Annotated in this window: 19 protein-coding genes and 2 tRNA genes; 6 read left to right on the forward strand and 15 right to left on the reverse strand. The window is 49.9% G+C overall.

The window, feature by feature from the left end; genetic code table 11:
• Positions 1–60: 60 nt before the first annotated feature.
• The 5 genes from modF to gpmA all read left to right on the forward strand — a co-directional run bounded on the left by modF (position 61) and on the right by gpmA (position 5,879).
• Entirely contained in the window at positions 61–1,542 is a 1,482-nt protein-coding gene (gene modF / locus JK211_RS00855; protein ID WP_212706771.1) for a molybdate ABC transporter ATP-binding protein ModF, read from the forward strand.
• Positions 1,543–1,755: 213 nt separating this feature from the next.
• Positions 1,756–2,799 (forward strand): galactose-1-phosphate uridylyltransferase, encoded by a 1,044-nt coding sequence (gene galT / locus JK211_RS00860; protein WP_212706772.1) that lies wholly within the window; start codon positions 1,756–1,758, stop codon positions 2,797–2,799.
• 1 nt (position 2,800) lies between these two features.
• Positions 2,801–3,967 (forward strand): galactokinase, encoded by a 1,167-nt coding sequence (galK, locus tag JK211_RS00865; protein ID WP_212706773.1) that lies wholly within the window; start codon positions 2,801–2,803, stop codon positions 3,965–3,967.
• Complete coding sequence (galM, locus tag JK211_RS00870; protein WP_212706774.1) at positions 3,943–4,974, forward strand: galactose-1-epimerase; 1,032 nt, start codon at positions 3,943–3,945, stop codon at positions 4,972–4,974. Before galK ends, galM begins: the two co-directional genes overlap by 25 nt.
• A gap of 152 nt (positions 4,975–5,126) precedes the next feature.
• Positions 5,127–5,879, forward strand: a complete 753-nt coding sequence (gene gpmA, locus JK211_RS00875; RefSeq protein ID WP_212706775.1) for a 2,3-diphosphoglycerate-dependent phosphoglycerate mutase — start codon at positions 5,127–5,129, stop codon at positions 5,877–5,879.
• Between the two features lie 72 nt (positions 5,880–5,951).
• Here gpmA and aroG read toward each other — a convergent pair whose 3' ends face one another.
• On the reverse strand, positions 5,952–7,007 hold the full coding sequence (gene aroG / locus JK211_RS00880) for a 3-deoxy-7-phosphoheptulonate synthase AroG (protein ID WP_212706776.1): 1,056 nt from the start codon (positions 7,005–7,007) through the stop codon (positions 5,952–5,954).
• A 272-nt stretch (positions 7,008–7,279) separates the two neighbouring features.
• Here aroG and zitB point away from each other — a divergent pair, with 272 nt between their 5' ends.
• Positions 7,280–8,245 carry a CDF family zinc transporter ZitB gene (gene zitB / locus JK211_RS00885; protein ID WP_212706777.1) on the forward strand — a complete coding sequence of 322 codons (966 nt, stop codon included), beginning with the start codon at positions 7,280–7,282 and terminating at the stop codon, positions 8,243–8,245.
• Between the two features lie 53 nt (positions 8,246–8,298).
• Here the strand turns inward: zitB and JK211_RS00890 are convergent, their stop codons facing one another.
• The 14 genes from JK211_RS00890 to cydA form a co-directional block, all read right to left on the reverse strand.
• Entirely contained in the window at positions 8,299–8,784 is a 486-nt protein-coding gene (locus JK211_RS00890) for a methylated-DNA--[protein]-cysteine S-methyltransferase (protein ID WP_212706778.1), read from the reverse strand.
• 242 nt (positions 8,785–9,026) lie between these two features.
• Positions 9,027–9,102, reverse strand: a tRNA-Lys gene (locus JK211_RS00895).
• 35 nt (positions 9,103–9,137) lie between these two features.
• Positions 9,138–9,213: transfer RNA gene (locus tag JK211_RS00900), tRNA-Lys, on the reverse strand.
• 166 nt (positions 9,214–9,379) lie between these two features.
• Positions 9,380–10,159, reverse strand: a complete 780-nt coding sequence (cpoB, locus tag JK211_RS00905) for a cell division protein CpoB (RefSeq protein WP_212706779.1) — start codon at positions 10,157–10,159, stop codon at positions 9,380–9,382.
• 9 nt (positions 10,160–10,168) lie between these two features.
• Entirely contained in the window at positions 10,169–10,684 is a 516-nt protein-coding gene (gene pal, locus JK211_RS00910) for a peptidoglycan-associated lipoprotein Pal (RefSeq protein ID WP_212706780.1), read from the reverse strand.
• Between the two features lie 43 nt (positions 10,685–10,727).
• Complete coding sequence (gene tolB / locus JK211_RS00915) at positions 10,728–12,023, reverse strand: Tol-Pal system beta propeller repeat protein TolB (RefSeq protein WP_212706781.1); 1,296 nt, start codon at positions 12,021–12,023, stop codon at positions 10,728–10,730.
• Positions 12,024–12,140: 117 nt separating this feature from the next.
• Complete coding sequence (gene tolA, locus JK211_RS00920; protein WP_212706782.1) at positions 12,141–13,322, reverse strand: cell envelope integrity protein TolA; 1,182 nt, start codon at positions 13,320–13,322, stop codon at positions 12,141–12,143.
• Between the two features lie 26 nt (positions 13,323–13,348).
• A complete protein-coding gene (gene tolR, locus JK211_RS00925) occupies positions 13,349–13,777 on the reverse strand; it encodes a colicin uptake protein TolR (protein WP_212706783.1) in 429 nt (142 codons plus the stop codon).
• A gap of 14 nt (positions 13,778–13,791) precedes the next feature.
• On the reverse strand, positions 13,792–14,478 hold the full coding sequence (gene tolQ / locus JK211_RS00930) for a Tol-Pal system protein TolQ (protein WP_212706784.1): 687 nt from the start codon (positions 14,476–14,478) through the stop codon (positions 13,792–13,794).
• Positions 14,475–14,879: a tol-pal system-associated acyl-CoA thioesterase gene (gene ybgC, locus JK211_RS00935; RefSeq protein ID WP_212706785.1), complete on the reverse strand. Its 405-nt coding sequence runs from the start codon at positions 14,877–14,879 to the stop codon at positions 14,475–14,477. The genes tolQ and ybgC overlap by 4 nt, the downstream gene beginning before the upstream one ends.
• Positions 14,880–15,162: 283 nt before the next feature.
• Positions 15,163–15,459: a cyd operon protein YbgE gene (gene ybgE, locus JK211_RS00940; protein WP_212706786.1), complete on the reverse strand. Its 297-nt coding sequence runs from the start codon at positions 15,457–15,459 to the stop codon at positions 15,163–15,165.
• The gene (cydX, locus tag JK211_RS00945; protein WP_212706787.1) at positions 15,459–15,569 is read right to left on the reverse strand and encodes a cytochrome bd-I oxidase subunit CydX; all 111 of its coding nucleotides are present in this window, start codon (positions 15,567–15,569) and stop codon (positions 15,459–15,461) included. The genes ybgE and cydX overlap by 1 nt, the downstream gene beginning before the upstream one ends.
• Before the next feature lie 14 nt (positions 15,570–15,583).
• On the reverse strand, positions 15,584–16,723 hold the full coding sequence (cydB, locus tag JK211_RS00950) for a cytochrome d ubiquinol oxidase subunit II (RefSeq protein ID WP_212706788.1): 1,140 nt from the start codon (positions 16,721–16,723) through the stop codon (positions 15,584–15,586).
• Positions 16,724–16,738: 15 nt separating this feature from the next.
• Positions 16,739–18,307, reverse strand: coding sequence for a cytochrome ubiquinol oxidase subunit I (gene cydA / locus JK211_RS00955; protein WP_212706789.1), 1,569 nt, complete (start codon positions 18,305–18,307; stop codon positions 16,739–16,741).
• Positions 18,308–18,969: the final 662 nt, after the last annotated feature.

The raw sequence follows: 18,969 nt of genomic DNA on the forward strand, positions 1-18,969 counted from the left end.
TGACAAGTTTTTACCCGGAAGTTACAACAAGGTAAAACAATGCATAAAACGGAATAAAACATGACATCATTGCAAATATCGCAAGGCACGTTCCGCCAGGGGAAACACCGGGCGCTGTATATTGAACAGTTAATGCTGCAGGCCGGTGAGAGCTGGGCATTTGTCGGCACGAATGGCAGCGGGAAATCGTCACTTGCTAAAGCAGTCACCGGAGAACTGCCTGTTGCTGAAGGTCAGTTTTGTCAGCAATTTGAACGTGCTGTACGTCTGTCACTGGAACAGCTGTCGCAGCTGACCGCCAAAGAGTGGCAACGCAGTAATACGGACCTGTACAGCGAAGATGAGTGTGAAAACGGACGCTTAACCCGCGATATTATTATGGATGAGGTGGATGATGAAGCACGTTGCCGACAACTGAGTCAGCAGTTTGCTATCCGCCACCTGCTGGACAGACCGTTTAAATTTCTTTCCACCGGTGAAACACGTAAAGCATTACTCTGCAAAACGCTGATGTCAGCGCCGGATTTATTAGTACTCGACGAGCCTTTTGATGGCCTGGATGTGGAATCCAGGCAAATCCTCACCCGCCAGTTACAAGCGCTGCATCAGCAAGGCACCTCACTGGTACTGGTACTGAATCGCTTTGAAGATATTCCTGAGTTTATCGATCATGTCGGGGTACTGGCCGAAGGCACACTCAGCCATAGCGGGCCACGCAAGGATATTCTGCAACAGGCACTGATCATGCAACTGGCCCACAGCGAGAAAATCACCACCCTGGAATTACCCGCTGCAGATGATCCGGCCACACAGCGACGCTGTCCGGCAGATCAGTCACCGGTGATTTTACGTAATGGTAAAGTCTCATGGGACGATAAACTGATTATTAACGGGCTGAACTGGCAAGTAGAACCGGGCCAGCACTGGCAAATCACCGGGCCTAATGGTGCCGGAAAATCCACTCTGCTCAGTCTGATTACCGGAGACCATCCTCAGGGATACAGTAATGACCTGACCCTGTTTGGTATCCGCCGTGGCAGTGGTGAAACAATCTGGGATATTAAGCAACATATTGGTTATGTCAGCAGTAGTCTGCACCTTGAATACCGTGTCAGCGCAACGGTGCGTACCGTCATTTTATCCGGATTTTTCGATTCAGTCGGCCTGTATCAGTCCGTATCTGATCGTCAGAATCAGCTGGCCAGCGAGTGGCTGGCGCTACTGGGGATGGATAATACACTGGCCAATGCGCCGTTCCATAGCCTGTCCTGGGGACAACAGCGGCTGGTGCTGATTGTCCGTGCACTGGTGAAACACCCGCGAATACTCATCCTGGATGAGCCGTTACAGGGGCTGGATGCCATCAACCGGCAACTGATCCGCCAGTTTGTGACCATTCTGATCCGCGAGGGGCATACCCAGTTATTATTTGTCTCCCACCATGCCGAAGATGCACCTGAATGTATTACCCACCGTCTGAGTTTTGTCCCTGATGGATCCGGGGGTTACACTTATCAGCAATCCCCCCTTCCTCCGCACTGATCTTATACCACACAGGGCGGGACAGCTCCTCTCTGCCCTGTTTTACAGGGCTACTGGCTGGCTGAATCGCCACATATAAATCTGCTGCTTTCCGCTATTTCCCTATTGTGTAAACGTTTCCATTCATCCACACTGATCACAATATTGATAGTTTCTCTATGTTAACGTCAGGGCATTTCGCCTTACCTGACTCATGATACTCAGGATAATATTATGTCCGTATTTAATCCGGTCGATCATCCGCATCGACGTTATAATCCGCTCACTGACCAATGGGTTTTAGTCTCTCCGCACCGCGCCAAACGTCCCTGGCAGGGTGCGCAGGAAACCCCGGCATTACCTGCACTGCCCGCGCATGATCCGGACTGTTTTCTTTGTGCCGGTAACCTGCGCATTACCGGGGATAAAAACCCCGATTACACCGGTTGCTGGGTATTTACCAACGACTTTGCCGCGCTGATGACCTATACACCGCCGGCACCCGAAAACGACGACCCGTTAATGCGTTATGAAGCGGCCCGCGGTACCAGCCGGGTGATCTGTTTTTCTCCGGATCACAGTAAAACCCTGCCGGAGTTATCCGTCAGTGCCTTGCTGCAGATTGTGACTGTCTGGCAGGAACAAACTGAAGTCCTGGGTAAAGAATATCCCTGGGTTCAGGTCTTCGAAAACAAAGGGGCAGCTATGGGCTGTTCTAATCCTCATCCCCACGGACAAATCTGGGCTAACAATTTTTTACCTAATGAGGCCCTGCGTGAAGACAAAAATCAGCGGCAGTATTATCAGCAGCACGGAACCCCGATGCTGCTTGATTATGCCAACAGAGAAATGGCCGACGGTCAGCGGACCGTTGCCGAGACCAGCCACTGGATTGCGGTCATCCCCTGGTGGGCGGCCTGGCCGTTTGAAACCCTGCTGTTGCCTAAATCCCCGGTGTTACGCCTCAGCGAACTGAACAGTGAACAAAGTCAGGATCTGGCGGTGATACTGAAGAAACTGACCAGCCGTTATGACAACCTGTTCCATTGTTCTTTCCCCTACTCAATGGGCTGGCACGGTGCACCTTTTAACGGGGAATCGAATCTGCACTGGCAGCTGCATGCGCATTTTTACCCGCCATTATTACGTTCGGCTACTGTGCGTAAATTTATGGTGGGCTATGAAATGCTGGCAGAAACACAACGTGATTTAACCCCCGAACAGGCCGCAGAGAAAATGCGCGCCGTAAGTGATATCCACTTCAATGAGGCGCGCTGACATGCTACTACAGCAACAGAACCGGACCCTGTTTAATGACCTTTTCGGTTATCCCGCCACCCATAGTTTTCAGGCCCCGGGACGGGTCAACCTTATCGGCGAACATACTGATTATAACCAGGGCTTTGTTTTACCTTGTGCGATTGATTACCAGACGGTCATCAGTTGTGCGAAACGCGATGATAATCTGATCAGGGTAATTGCCGCTGACTATGACAATGCCAGTGACCAGTTTTCCCTGGATGAGCCGGTACTCAGTGTCCGATCCCCGTTGTGGGCCAACTATGTTCGTGGTGTCGTTAAACACTTACATCAGCGTAATCCTGCTTTTGGCGGCATGGATTTAGTGATTAGCGGTAATGTGCCGCAGGGTGCCGGTCTGAGTTCTTCTGCTTCTCTGGAGGTCGCTGTCGGGACGATGATCCAGCAACTTTGGCAGCTGGACCTTGACCCGGCTACGCTGGCACTGATCGGCCAGCAGGCAGAGAACCAGTTTGTCGGTTGTAACTGCGGTATTATGGATCAGATGATCTCAGCACTGGGTGAAAAAGACCATGCGCTGCTGCTGGATTGCCGGTCACTGGAAACCCGGCCAGTGCCGATGCCACACAATGCCGCGGTGGTGATTATTAACTCCAATTTTAAACGTTCACTGGTCGGCAGTGAATACAATACCCGCAGAGAGCAGTGTGATACTGGCGCCCGGCTGTTTAATAAGCCCTCTTTGCGGGATGTCTCACTGTCAGAGTTCAGTGCGATGGTCACTGATATTGATCCGCTGGTGGCCAGACGCGTCCGCCATATTCTGACCGAGAATCAGCGAACGACTGATGCTGCCGATGCCCTGAGTCGTGGCGATTTAGTGGCTATCGGACATCTGATGGCTGAATCCCATGCTTCCATGCGCGATGACTTTGACATTACGGTACCGCAGATTGATCTGCTGGTAGATATTGTGAAATCAGTCATTGGTGAGCGGGGAGGCGTCCGCATGACCGGGGGCGGATTTGGTGGCTGCATTGTGGCACTTATCCCTGTAGGATTGGTTGAAGATGTCCGTCAGGCCGTTTCTGAACAATACCAGCCGCAGACGGGTATTAAAGAAACCTTTTATGTTTGCCATGCATCACAGGGGGCAGGAATATGTCACACAGCAACCAGTCAATAGCACCGGATGGTCAGCCCTGGCGGATGACCGTGTTACGTAATGCCAACGGTATGGATGTCACTTTTATGGACTGGGGAGCGACCTGGCTCTCCGCCAGAGTACCGCTGGAAGATGGCTCAGTGCGGGAAGCGGTGCTGGGGTGTGCCACCCCGGCCGACTATCTGAACCAGTCTGCCTATCTCGGTGCCTGTATCGGCCGTTATGCTAACCGGATTAGTCAGGCGTTGCTGACACGCAGCGGATGTCAGCTGCAGGCTAACCAGCCCCCGCATCAACTGCATGGCGGGCCGCAGGGCTTTAGCTGCCGCCGCTGGCTGATCGTCAGCCAGACACCCGATGAAGTTATCTATCGCCTGAATTCCCCGGATGGGGATCAGGGTTTTCCCGGTAACCTGACGGCGGAAGTCCGCTATCAGCTTAAAGAGGATAATAGTCTGGTCATCAGTTACCAGGCTGAAACGGATCAGCCCTGTCCGGTAGCATTAACTAATCATGCTTATTTTAACCTTGATGCGAATCAAGGTGATGCACGTCAGCATCGGTTACAAATAAACGCTGATCGTTATTTACCGGTAACTGCTGAGGGTATTCCTGACGGAGATTTACAGCCAGTCGCCGGTAGCGGATTTGATTTCCGCCAGGCAAAATCAGTTGCCGATGATTTTCTGACCGATGCTGACCAGAAAAAAACGTCCGGTTATGATCATGCATTTTTGCTGAACACCCTGAGCGGTAACTCTCAGCCAGCCGCCCGTTTATGGTCAGCCGATGGCAAACTCCGGATGTCCGTGTTTACCGATGCACCGGCGTTACAACTTTATACAGGGAATTTTTTAGCCGGTACTCCGGCGCGACAGGGAGTCTATGAAAATTATCAGGGGATTGCTTTAGAAACCGGTTTTCTGCCGGACTCACCCAATCATCCGGAATGGCCTCAGCCAGATTGCTGGCTGGCAGCAGGTGAAAAAATGCACACACAAACCTGTTACCGGTTTAATGCTGTCTGATTTGCGTTGAAATATCCTGCAGAGAGTCTTCGCCGGACTTACGCAGGCTGCAGTTTTCAGCTATGTTAACCTGTATCCTGCCCGGATGAAGACTCCGGCATTGGCATAGTTTCCATTATCATAGAACTTTTCGAGCATTAAGGAGTTAAGCGATGGCAGTAACCAAGCTTGTTCTGGTACGTCACGGCGAAAGCCAGTGGAATCAGGAAAACCGCTTTACCGGCTGGTACGATGTTGACTTGTCCGAGAAAGGCCGCGGAGAAGCAAAAGCCGCAGGAAAGTTACTGAAAGATGAAGGCTTTAATTTTGACTTTGCCTACACGTCGGTACTGAAACGTGCCATCCATACCCTGTGGAGCGTGCTGGATGAACTGGACCAGGCATGGCTGCCTGTTGAGAAGTCCTGGCGTCTGAATGAACGTCATTACGGTGCTCTGCAGGGCCTGAACAAAGCAGAAACGGCTGAAAAATACGGTGACGAACAGGTTAAACAATGGCGTCGTGGTTTTGCGGTCACTCCGCCGGAACTGGATCGCAGTGATGAGCGTTTCCCCGGTCATGACCCTCGTTATGCATCATTAACTGCAGAGCAATTACCAACCACCGAAAGTCTGGCCCTGACTATTGAGCGTGTTATCCCGTTCTGGCAGCAGTCTATCCTGCCACGTATTAAGACCGGTGAAAAAGTTATTATCGCTGCACACGGTAATTCCTTGCGTGCACTGATCAAATACCTGGATGACCTGTCCGAAGATGAAATTCTCGAACTGAATATCCCTACCGGCGTGCCACTGGTTTACGAGTTTGATGAAAACTTTAAACCACTGAAACGTTACTATCTGGGAAATGCTGATGAAGTCGCGGCTAAAGCTGCTGCGGTAGCTAACCAGGGTAAAGCCAAATAATCCGTTACGGGGATATCTGCCTGTAATCCGCGGCCGGTGAAGACTTTCACCGGCCGTTTTTTTATCCGTGCATCACAGCGCTCGTCTGGCACGTACCGCTGTGGCCAGCTGATGTAATACCTGTTCCGTTGCTTCCCAGCCGATGCAGGCATCGGTGACACTTTTACCATAAACCAGTGGCTGTCCTGCTTCCGGGTTCTGATTACCCTCTTCCAGATTACTTTCTATCATCGCTCCGATAATGTCCCGGTCCCCGCCAGCAATCTGCCCGGCAACATCCGCAGCCACGTCAAGCTGACGGCGGAATTGTTTAAGGCTATTGGCATGGCTGAAATCAATCATAATCTGTGGCTTAAGCCCGGCACCGGTCAGTCCCTGACGAACGGATTCAACATCTTCAGCACTGTAGTTAGGGACTTTTCCGCCGCGCAGAATGATATGACAATCCTGATTCCCGCGGGTTTCGACAATCGCGGAATGGCCATATTTAGTCACCGACAGGAAACAGTGTCCTGCTGCTGCGGCATTAATCGCATCAATTGCCACTTTAATGGTGCCATCAGTGCCATTTTTAAAACCTACCGGACAGGAAAGGCCTGAAGCCAGCTCACGGTGCACCTGAGATTCGGTGGTACGGGCCCCGATAGCGCCCCAACTCATCAAGTCAGCCAGATACTGGGGGGTGATCATATCCAGGAACTCTCCGGCTGCCGGCAGCCCGCTGTGGTTAATATCCCGTAATAGTTGCCGGGCAATTTTCAGCCCGTCATTGATCCGGAAACTGCCATCCATACCGGGATCATTAATCAGACCTTTCCAGCCGACGGTGGTGCGGGGCTTTTCGAAATAAACCCGCATCACAATTTCCAGATCATCGCCCAGTTGCTGACGAAGCTTAAGCAGTCGCCCGGCATAGTCCAGCGCGGCCTGTGGATCATGGATAGAGCATGGACCAATCACTACTAACAGACGATCGTCCTGTCCCTGTAAAATTTTTTGGATCGCCTCACGGCAACGAAATACTGTTGCAGCCGCTTCCTCGCTGGCCGGGAACGCCTCCAACAGTGCCACCGGAGGTAACAGTTCTTTGATATCCCTGATCCTTACGTCGTCGTTCTGATAGTTCATAGTGGTTCCATTAGAAGTGAGTCGAAATCATGGCCTTTACTCTAGCCTGCCGCGCCATCGGAGTAAATCGGCTTTATCCGTGCGGCAGAGAGAAATAAGTGTGGCTGCTGTGAATATCCGGTGGCAGCTGTGAATTTTTACCTGCTGAAATATATACAATATATTCTCCCCTGTTCCGAGCTTATGCCATACTGAACAGGCACGATTTAACAGTTTTTTATACAATGCTGTTCAGTATTACCGGAACAGCCTTTCAGGATTAACATCACTTTATGACTCACTCGCACAACCACAACACTGCCAGTGTCAATCGCTCACGTTTACTGGCAGCTTTTATTGTGACGGTTATTTTTATGCTGGCTGAAGTTATCGGCGGCTGGATGTCGGGTTCGCTGGCGCTGCTTGCAGATGCCGGCCATATGCTGACAGATGCCGCTGCATTACTTCTGGCATTACTGGCAACACATTTTTCAGGCCGTCAAACCGACCGTAACTACAGTTTCGGAATGCTGCGGCTCACCACGTTATCCGCGTTCGTCAATGCACTGGCTTTACTGCTGATTATTGTTTTTATCGTCGCTGAGGCAATAGCCCGCGTCTTTTCGCCGCAACCGGTAGCTGGCGGCCTGATGCTGGGGATCGCTATCGCCGGGCTACTGGCGAATATTCTGTGCTTCTTTTTGCTGCGGCAGGGGAACGGCGAGCAGAATATGAATGTGCGGGCTGCGGCACTGCATGTGCTGGGAGATTTGCTGGGATCCGCGGGGGCGATTATTGCTGCCTTGCTGATCATCCGGACCGGCTGGACACCTTTTGACCCGATTCTGTCAGTAGTGGTGTGTTTACCGGTTCTGAACAGTGCCTGCAGGCTGTTACGCGAAAGTGTACGTGAATTGCTGGAACGTACTCCCGCAGACGTTGATACGGATAAACTGGCCCGTCAGCTTACCTTACAGATTGCCGGAGTACGCAATGTGCACCATATCCATTGCTGGCAGGTTGGTGAAAAGAAAGTGCTGACCCTGCATGTGCAGATAATTTCTGACTATCAGCAGGATCAGTTACTGCAACGTATTCATCTCTGGCTGAATGAGCATTATTCCATATCCCATGCCACAGTACAGCTTGAATACCAGCTGTGCCCGCAGACTGAATGCAGGCTCAGCCACGAAGAACATCCCCATGACAACCCTGCGGCGGCTGGTAATCGTCACCAGCGGCATTCACACCACCATTAATCGGTTACCGGCGGCCGGGGAAGCAGCCCCGTAGCGCCGGATTTTCAGGACAATTACCGTAAACCGCTGGCTTCCAGTTGCAGTAATTGTTGTTTTACCGTTGTTCCGCCGGCAAAACCGGTCAGGCTGCCATCAGCACCAATCACCCGGTGGCAGGGGATAATGATTGATAACGGATTTCTGCCATTCGCCCCGCCTACCGCCCGAACGGCTTTTGGCCTGCCGATACGGGCAGCGATATCCCGATAACTGCGGGTTTCACCGTAGGGAATTTCTGCCAGTGCCTGCCAGACCTGCCGCTGGAACAAGGTCCCTTCTGGCTGTAAAGGTAAATCAAAGCATTTCCTGTCACCGGCAAAATATTCCGTTAACTGTTCTGCCGCCTGTAACAGCACCGGATGTTCCTCAGATAACAGCTCCGGTCTGGCCCTGATACGCGCCGGGGGCTCATTTTCCCAGGCAACCGCAGCCAGTCCCTGCTCACCGGCGATTAATGTCAGCTCCCCGACCTGCGTCGGTAATAATTTATAGAAGTACATGCTTATCATTTCCGGAGATACAGAGGGTGCATTGATTATGCCACGGAACAGCAAACTTATTGCCGTTTTTCGGACATAGGGGTATTTTTTATTGATCGCCGAAAACCGCCAGTAAGTACAGCGGGCGGCCAGGCAAAGGGCTCAGAGGATAACCTGACCCTGCGGCAGGCTTTCATCCGCGGCGGGATAATCAGAGAGCTGAAACGAAAAAAGCACCCTTACGGATGCTTTTCTCTGGAAACTGGTGGGTCGTGCAGGATTCGAACCTGCGACCAATTGATTAAAAGTCAACTGCTCTACCAACTGAGCTAACGACCCTGACGGGAATTTTTTGCGATAGCATTCTTAATGAATGGTGGGTCGTGCAGGATTCGAACCTGCGACCAATTGATTAAAAGTCAACTGCTCTACCAACTGAGCTAACGACCCCTCTTTTACCATTGCCGAATGCAATTTGTTTATCACCCGGCAACGGCGGCATATATTACTGATTTAACTGGGTAGCGCAACTCTTATTTAAAAAAAACTAACTGACTGCTTACCTTTCAGCCTGTAAGACCAGAAATAAAACGATTTCTGGTCAAATCATCGGTAATTAGCCTTCCGCCAGCTTTTTTTGTGCAGCTTTGGCAGATGCTGTTGCGGGATAAAGTTTTACCACTTGCTGGAAAACAGCCCTGGCTTTATCAGTATCTTTTTTATCCTGCATAACCACACCCACTTTAAATAATGCCTCAGGTGCTTTTGGTGATTTAGGATAATTTTTTACTACGGTCGCAAAATAATAGGCAGAATCATCAAGCTGACCTTTATTGTAGTAAAGCTGGCCCAGCCAGTAATTTGCATTAGGCTGATAAGTAGAATCCGGATATTTTTTCACCCACGCCTGCATTGCAGTGATCGCCTGATCAAACTTTTTCTGCTTCAGGATCAAATCAACAGCTGCATTATACTCGCTGTTTGCATCACCTGACTGGGTACCTGACGCGGCTTCTGTCGCCGGTGTGTTAGCGGTACTGGCAGCCCCATTGGTTGCCGCGGCAGCCGTTGCAGACGCAGAATTATTACTACTCAGCGCATCAATTTGCTGATAAAGCTGCTTTTGCTGCTCAGTAACCTGGCTAAGCTGATAGGTGTTTTGCTGAATCTGACCACGCAATGAGTCAATATCATTCTGGGTGTCACTGAGTTGCTGTTGCAGTTGTTGCAGTAACTGTGCCTGTGCATTCGAAATACGTTCAAGGGTGGTGACCCGGTCATCTACCGAGCCAGAGCCAACGCTACTGATTGACGCCTGAGCATGAGCGGCCGGAACGGCCGCTACAGCAATCAGTAACGACAGACTCAGGGTATGAAGTCTGAAGTTACTAATCATATTCTTCTCTTAGTAAACCAGTACGGCACGACGGTTTTTAGCCCAGGCGGCTTCGTCATGACCCAGTACTGCAGGTTTTTCTTTACCGTAAGATACGATAGACATTTGATCTTCGGCGACGCCTTTACCTTGCAGATACATTTTCACTGCATTAGCACGACGTTCACCCAGTGCAATATTGTATTCCGGTGTACCACGTTCATCCGCATGACCTTCGATAGTCACTTTGTATGAAGGGTTGCTGCGCAGGAAGTTAGCATGCTGATCCAGCATCTGAGCGTAGTCAGGCAGGATGTCATACTTATCCAGACCGAAGTAAACAATATTGTTCTGCTGCAGCTGCTGCATTTGCAGACGTGCCTGCTCATCAGAAGACATATTGCCGCTATTAGCGCCATTACCGTATGCACTGTCTGCACCGGTAGTTGCACCGCTATCATTATCATTTTTATGTGAGCTACAAGCTGCTACAGCCAGAACAGGCAGAGCAAGCATTAACCCTTTCAGCAGTTTATTCAGTTGCATTTCAAAATCCTATTATAGTTTGCCATACATATTTACACATGCATCACAGATACGGAGACCAGGCAGGTGATGACACCTGTCCGTCAGTCGCCGGAAGACGCGCTTTGAAACGCCCGTCGGTCGAAACCAACTGCAAGACGGACCCGTAACCCTGAGTAGAGCTATAGATAACCATTGTGCCGTTAGGTGCAAGACTTGGCGTCTCATCCAGGTACGTGTCCGTTAATGTTTGAACGGCTCCCGTTTCCAGATCCTGTTTAGTGACGTGCTGAGCACCGTTTGCGGTACTGATCATCACCATAAATTTCCCATTCGGGGCCACATCCGCATCCTGGTTCTGGTTGCCTTGCCAGGTAATACGTTGTGGTGTACCACCATTAATACCGATTTTATAAATTTGCGGACGTCCCGCCTGATCCGAAGTATACGCCAGAGACTGGCTGTCCGGGAACCATGTCGGTTCTGTACTGTTATATCGCGCATTTGTCAGCTGGCGAATCTGCCCCGACGCCAGATCCATCAGATAAAGATTCAGGCTGCCGGTCTTGGATAAAGCAAATGCCAGTTTGGTCCCATCCGGAGAAAAGGCCGGTGCACCATTGTGTCGTGGGAAATCAGCGATAGTACGTATCGCACTGTTCGCCAGGGTCTGGACCACCAGTGCAGAACGGCCGGTTTCAAACGTAACATAGGCCAGTTTACTGCCATCCGGTGACCATGCCGGGGACATTAATGGTTGCGGTGAACGATGCACGACAAACTGGTTGTAGCCATCATAATCGGCAACACGCAGTTCCCATGGATACTGGCCACCATTGGTCTGAACGATATAAGCGATACGGGTACGGAATGCTCCTTTGATACCTGTCAGTTTCTGAAATACTTCGTCACTGGCAGTATGGGCCGCATAACGCAACCATTGTTTGGTCACTTTGTACGAGTTCTGAGAAAGTACGGTGCCCGGAGCCCCGGCGGTATCCACCAGCTGATACGATACCTGATAGCTGCCATCTGCATTCCCCTGAACCTGACCGACCACAACAGCATCAATCCCCAACGCAGACCATGCTGCAGGCTGAACCTCTTGTGCAGTTGTCGGTTGCTGAGGCAGGCGACTACGATCTAATGGATTGAACTTTCCACTGTTGCGTAAATCAGCTGCCACGATACCACCGATGTCCTCTGGCGCTGCACCTGTTCCCACCCACTGAAAAGGAACTACGCCTATCGGACGAGCCGTATTGACCCCCTGGGTGATTTCGATGCGTACTTCAGCCTGTGAGACTACGGTCCATAACAATAAAAAAAGACCCAAGGTTATACGAAATGCATGCTTCATCTTTTCTCCCTTATCTGAACTCAGTGTTCATGATAATTCGTATAAATTCCGATAAATTGTCTGATAAAAGAACGACTATCTTTGACAGCATAGTCGTTCTTTTATTCCGCGACACAGTTAAGGCTTAAATACCAGTGTTGCATCTTTTACCGCCTGCCAGACATCCTGACTTGGTGGTTTCGGAATACGTGCCAGTTTAGCCGCCGTAATCGCCGCCTGGCATAACGCCGTATCGCCTCCCGCCGACACCGCAGAAATCAGCGTCCCGTCTGGCATCAGTTTTATCCGGACATTACAGGTTTGCCCTGTATAGTTATCAGAGTCATAGAACTTGCTCTGAATAGCACCCTGTACCTGACCGATATAACTTTCAATCGCCGCACCTGATGCTCCGGATTTCTTCTGTGTTCCCTGACCAGCTGCAGAGGTCCCTGCATTTTTTCCTGCTTTGGGCGCATTTTTCCCTGACGCCAGCCCCCCCAGTAAATTATCAACTTCACTGCTTTGTCTGGCTGCCGCGGCGGCTTTGGCTTTCGCTTCTGCCGCTGCCTTCGCTTTCGCTTCTGCTTTCTGTTTCGCTTCCGCTGCTGCCTTCGCTTTCGCTTCTGCTTCAGCCTTCTGCTTCGCTTCCGCTACTGCCTTCGCTTTCGCTTCTGCCTCAGCCTTCTGCTTCGCTTCCGCTACTGCCTTCGCTTTCGCTTCTGCCTCAGCCTTCTGCTTCGCTTCCGCTGCTGCCTTCGCTTTCGCTTCTGCCTCAGCTTTCTGCTTCGCTTCCGCTACTGCCTTCGCTTTGGCTTCTGCCGCAGCAGCTTTCGCCTGCTGATCTGCCTGTGCTTTAGCTTCTGCCGCAGCAGCTTTCGCCTGCTGATCTGCCTGTGCTTTGGCTTCTGCCGCAGCGGCTTTCGCCTGCTGTTCTGCCTGTGCTTTGGCTTCTGCCGCAGCGGCTTTCGCCTGCTGATCTGCCTGTGCTTTGGCTTCTGCTGCAGCGGCTTTCGCCTGCTGATCTGCCTGTGCTTTGGCTTCTGCATCAGCATCGGCTTGCTTATCAGACTGTTGCTGTGCCTGTTTTGCGGCAGCCTGCTGCTGAGACTGCTGGGCATTATCGCGGTTGTATTGTTCAACGACAGCGCCAGGATCTACCATGACCGCATCAATGTCGCTTCCCCCGCCACCACCGCTGGGTTCAATATTTTCGTCAAACGAGCTAAGGATAAGCACCCCGACCACCAGAACATGCAAGGCGACGGATATCATCATTGAGCGCTTTAACTTATCGTTTTGTTCGGTTGCCTTCGACACTATTGGTTCCCAAAAACAGATGATAATTAAATCGGTTTGGTCATCAGACCGACAGACTTAACACCTGCCTGATGAAGTAAATTCAGTGCTTTAATTATTTCATCGTAAGGCACATCTTTTGCCCCGCCGATCAAAAATATACTTTTCGGATTCGCTTCCAGACGGTGCTGCGCCTCACTGATAATCTGTTCCGGCGGCAGTTGTTCTAACCGTTGATGATCTTCAACAATAGTATATTGTCCGACACCTGAGACTTCTAAAATCACCGGTGGGTTATCATCAGCAGACACTGTTTTAGAATCGGTAGCATCCGGCAGATCCACATTGACACTCTGGGTAATAATCGGTGCTGTTGCCATAAAAATCAGTAACAACACCAGCAATACATCCAGCAGCGGTACAATATTTATCTCTGACTTCAGGTCACGACGAGCGCGACCACGCGTTCTGGCCATGAGTCAACCTCTGCTTACTTAGGGCTTTCGCTGGTAAATGCCTGGCGATGCAGGATTGCGGTAAACTCTTCGGTGAAGTTATCGTAACCCTGTTCCAGCTTATTCACCCGCTGGTTCAGACGGTTATAAGCCATAACCGCAGGTATTGCCGCAAATAAACCAATTGCTGTCGCAATCAGTGCTTCCGCAATGCCGGGCGCAACCATTTGTAAAGTCGCCTGCTTCACTGCACCCAGAGCGATAAAGGCGTGCATAATCCCCCACACGGTACCAAACAGACCGATATACGGGCTGATAGATCCCACCGTACCGAGGAAAGGAATATGGTTTTCAAGATTTTCCAGTTCACGGTTCATCGAAATACGCATCGCACGGCTGGCACCTTCAACAACAGCTTCCGGCGCATGTACATTGGCACGGTGCAGCCGGGCAAACTCTTTAAATCCTGCGTAGAAAATCTGCTCTGAACCATTCAGTTCCTCACGGCGCCCCTGACTTTCCTGGTATAAACGGGATAAGTCGACACCTGACCAGAACTTATCTTCGAAGGCTTCGGCTTCACGGTTTGCCGCATTTAAAATACGGGTACGCTGAATAATGATGGCCCAGGATACGATGGAAAAACCAATCAAAATCAACATAATGAATTTGACCAGAAGGCTTGCCTTCAGGAACAAATCAAGGATGTTCATATCAGTCACTGCTTGAACTCCGCGACAATGGACTTAGGAAGCGCAATCGGCTTCATACGATGAGTGTTGATACAGGCAATAAGAACTTCAGCTTCATTAATCAGCCTGCCCTCTGAATTTAGCATGCGTTGACGAAAAGTCATGGTTGCCCGCCCCATATCGCTGACTTCACTCTCAATGTGCAGTAAGTCATCAAGCCGGGCTGCCGCAATGTAATCGACCGTCATACGCCGTACCACAAAAGCGGTCTGCTGCTCTAACAGCGTTTGCTGCGTAAAGCCGCACTGACGCAACATTTCGGTTCGTGCCCGTTCATAAAAAGCAATGTAGCTGGCGTGGTACACCACACCTCCGGCATCAGTGTCTTCGTAATAGACCCTGACCGGCCAACGAAACAGTAAGTTACTCACCCTGTATCCCGGTATTAAGTTAAACCAGCATACTATACGCAACTGAAATCGGCTTTGGAATGGGACAATACTGACCTGTGAAAATAATTATTTCCGCGGAAACACCCCTCGCCTCTGAGGGGGATAAATATGACAAACTCTTAAGATTTTTTACTCTCTGCGTACAGTCACAGCAGAAAAATTTGCATATACGGTAATAATTTCATCTCCTCTCGCAGGACAACCTGCGGGAGAAAATGATTTATTAGGATTGATCGTCAGAAAAAAGGAGGGAAATACGGATTCAGGCGCTGTAGAAGCAAATGATCGCAGACAATAAAATAATCCAGGCAAAAAGAGGATTAAACACTATCTGCCAGAGCATTGTACGGAGACGAAAACCACTGCCGTGTATCACACTGCTACACACCGCCCAGATGAGTAATATCCCCCACCACAGACTCAGCGTTTTTGAGGACAGTGAAAAACGGGTGGGATCCCAGAGAACACAACCTGCAACCAGCAAACCGGCGATCAGTGAAAGGCCCCGTAAAGGGGCCTTACCGGTCAGGTCATAAATCCTGCTGACCATCCGCTGCATCAGGCCTGTTCATCCTGATTATCTTTACTGCCATTCTCTAATGCCAGTGCAGTCATGATCCCGAAGGAACAAGCCAACAGCGTGCCAAGAATCCAGGCAAAATACCACATGGTTGACCTCTCTTTTAATACAGTGAATGGGTATTACGGTCGATATCATCTTTAGTGATCCGTCCGTACATTTTGTAATAACACCAGGCGGTATATGCCAGGATCAAAGGCACAAAGATAATCGCCGCAAACGTCATAGTGGTCAGAGTCAGCTTGCTGGAGGTCGCATCCCACATGGTCAGGCTCATACCAGGGTTAGTGTCCGATGGCATGATGAACGGGAACATAGCAATACCGGCAGTCATAATAACGCAGGCAATGGTCAGGGAAGAGAATACAAATGCCCAGGCGCCTTTGTTGAGACGGGTAGTGAGTATTGTCAGCAACGGCAGTACTGCCCCCAGCACCGGGAACAACCATAACACCGGCGACTGTTTAAAGTTTACCAGCCATGCACCACTTTCACGGATAACATCTTTACCAAGAGGATCCGAGGCGGCATGACGATCGATTACACTTTTCACTACATAGCCATCAATACCATAAGCAATCCAGATGCCCGCCACAACAAAGCATACCAGCATCACCAGTGCTGTAACCTGCGTCATACTGCGGCTGCGCAGATACAATTCACCGGCAGTACGCATCTGCAGATAGGCCGCTCCCTGCGTCAGGATCATCGTCAGACTGACAATGCCGGCTAACAGGGCAAACGGATTCAGCAGCATAAAGAAATTACCCGTATAAAACAGGCGCAGATACTCATCCATGTGGAAAGGAACACCCTGCAGCAGGTTACCAAATGCCACACCTATTACCAGCGGCGGAACAAAGCTGCCGATGAAAATCCCCCAGTCCCACATTCCTCTCCAGCGGCTGTCAGCCAGTTTTGAACGGTAATCAAAACCGATCGGCCGGAAGAACAATGAGGCCAGCACCAGAATCATCGCAATATAAAATCCGGAAAAGGCGGCCGCATAAACGGTCGGCCAGGCGGCAAACAGCGCACCACCGGCAGTAATCAGCCAGACCTGGTTACCGTCCCAATGGGGGGCAATACTGTTAATCATTATCCGGCGTTCAGTATCTGTTTTTCCGATAATCCGGCAGAGCATCCCTACCCCCATATCGAAACCATCGGTCACTGCAAACCCGATAAACAGAACCCCGATCAGCAGCCACCAGACAAAGCGCAATACTTCATAATCAAACATGTGTGCTCTCCTGAATTATCGTGCCGACTGAGTGGTTGCTGGCAATTGTTCATGATGATAGCGACCTGTTTTCAGACTGCTGGGTCCGAGACGAGCAAATTTGAACATCAGGTACATCTCTGCAATCAGGAACAACGTGTATAAACCACAAATCAGGCCCATGGAAAACAGCAGGTCGCCTGCTGTCAGGGAAGAGTTTGCCACAGCAGTCGGTAATACCTCACCGATAGCCCATGGCTGACGACCATATTCGGCCACAAACCAGCCTGACTCAACCGCGATCCAGGGTAACGGAATACCGAGTAATGCAGCTTTGAGTAACCAGCGGCATTTGCCAATCCGGTTACGCAGCACACTCCAGAAAGAAAGCGCAATAATCGCCAGCAGCAGCACTCCGCAAAGCACCATGATGCGGAAGGCAAAATAGAGCGGTGCTACTTCAGGGATAGAGTCTTTGGTCGCCTTCGCAATCTGAGCTTCTGTCGCATTGGTCACATCCGGTGTGTAACGTTTCAGCAGCAATCCATAACCCAGATCTTTTTTGGTTTGGTCGAATGCGGTACGTACCGCCGGATCCTGGTTGCCGTTGCGCAACTCATTCAGCAATCCATAGGCTTTCATCCCGTTACGAATACGAATTTCATGCTGCGCCAGTAAGTCTTTTAACCCGAGAACCGGGGTATCAAGAGAGCGCGTGGCAATTAATCCGAGCAGATAAGGGATTTGAATCGAGTAGTTATTTTTTTCAGTCTTCTGGTCCGGAATAGCAAACAGAGTGAATGAAGCGGGTGCCGGCTGAGTTTCCCATTCAGCTTCTATCGCAGCCAGCTTGGTTTTCTGTACATCCCCCATCTCGTAGCCTGATTCATCGCCAAGCAGAATAACGGACAACACGGCAGCCATACCAAAACTGGCAGCGATAGCAAACGAGCGTTTGGCAAATGCAGTATCCCGGCCTTTCAGTAAGTAGTACGCGCTGATACCCAGAATAAACATCGCCCCGGTGGTATAACCTGCGGCAACCGTATGAACAAATTTAACCTGCGCTACCGGATTAAGGACTAATTCGGAGAAACTGACCATCTCCATACGCATGGTTTCATAGTTAAATTCAGAGGCTACCGGATTTTGCATCCAGCCATTGGCCACCAGGATCCATAAGGCGGACATATTGGAACCCAGGGCAACCAGCCAGGTGACAGAAAGATGCTGAACCTTGCCCAGACGATCCCAGCCGAAAAAGAACAGACCGACAAAGGTGGACTCAAGGAAAAATGCCATCAGACCTTCGATGGCCAGCGGCGCTCCGAAAATATCTCCGACATAGTGGGAATAGTATGACCAGTTAGTCCCGAACTGAAACTCCATTGTCAGGCCGGTAGCGACCCCGAGGGCAAAGTTAATACCAAATAATTTCCCCCAGAACTTAGTCATATCTTTATAAATTTGTTTACCGCTCAGCACATATACGGTTTCCATAATTGCCAGCAGAAACGCCATACCGAGCGTCAGTGGCACAAACAGAAAGTGGTACATTGCAGTCAAGGCAAACTGTAGACGAGACAGTTCGACGATATCTAACATCCTGACTCCTTGCTCTTTTTAATAAAAATTCTCTTCAGATAACATTGGGTTGCTTCCGGACTTCAGAGAATAAGCCGTTAACGGTACCGGTAAATTGTACTTCGTTGTGTTGACAGAAAATTGACCGATTATTGATAATCAAACGTTTGTATCCGCTAATCAGGGTCTGATACCTGTCATTCCTCTGACTATCACTGTACTGTCAGGACTCACACCAGTGATCTTTATCAACTTTTTAATAACAGGAAAAACAACAGAAAAAACCCAAATTGACGTAAGACAATTTAATCTAAAATCCTTATTTATATCCAGCAGATAAAATAGATATAAGCCATGATTTATTGATCTAAGTCGTTATTTGTCGATAAACTTTTTGATATGTAAATGACCCTGTAACGATATCAATAGATATCCGTGATTACAGGCAGAGACAGAACGATGAAAAATACAAGATTATTGAAAACCAGACTTCATGTCAGTTAACCCATGCATTTATAACATGCATTAAAGTAAGCGTAGTACATGATAGTGAATCAGGATATGTATTATTTACAGTTTAATGATATTTAAATAACAAAATAAATCGGTAATGCTACCAACTTATTGATTAGTGTATGATGGTGTTTTTGAGGTACTTTTGTGGCTTCCATTTCTGTGCGTTG

Origin of the sequence: Tatumella sp. JGM130 (genome assembly GCF_018257525.1) — a bacterium.
In the GTDB taxonomy this organism is placed as follows: Bacteria; Pseudomonadota; Gammaproteobacteria; order Enterobacterales; family Enterobacteriaceae; genus Tatumella; species Tatumella punctata.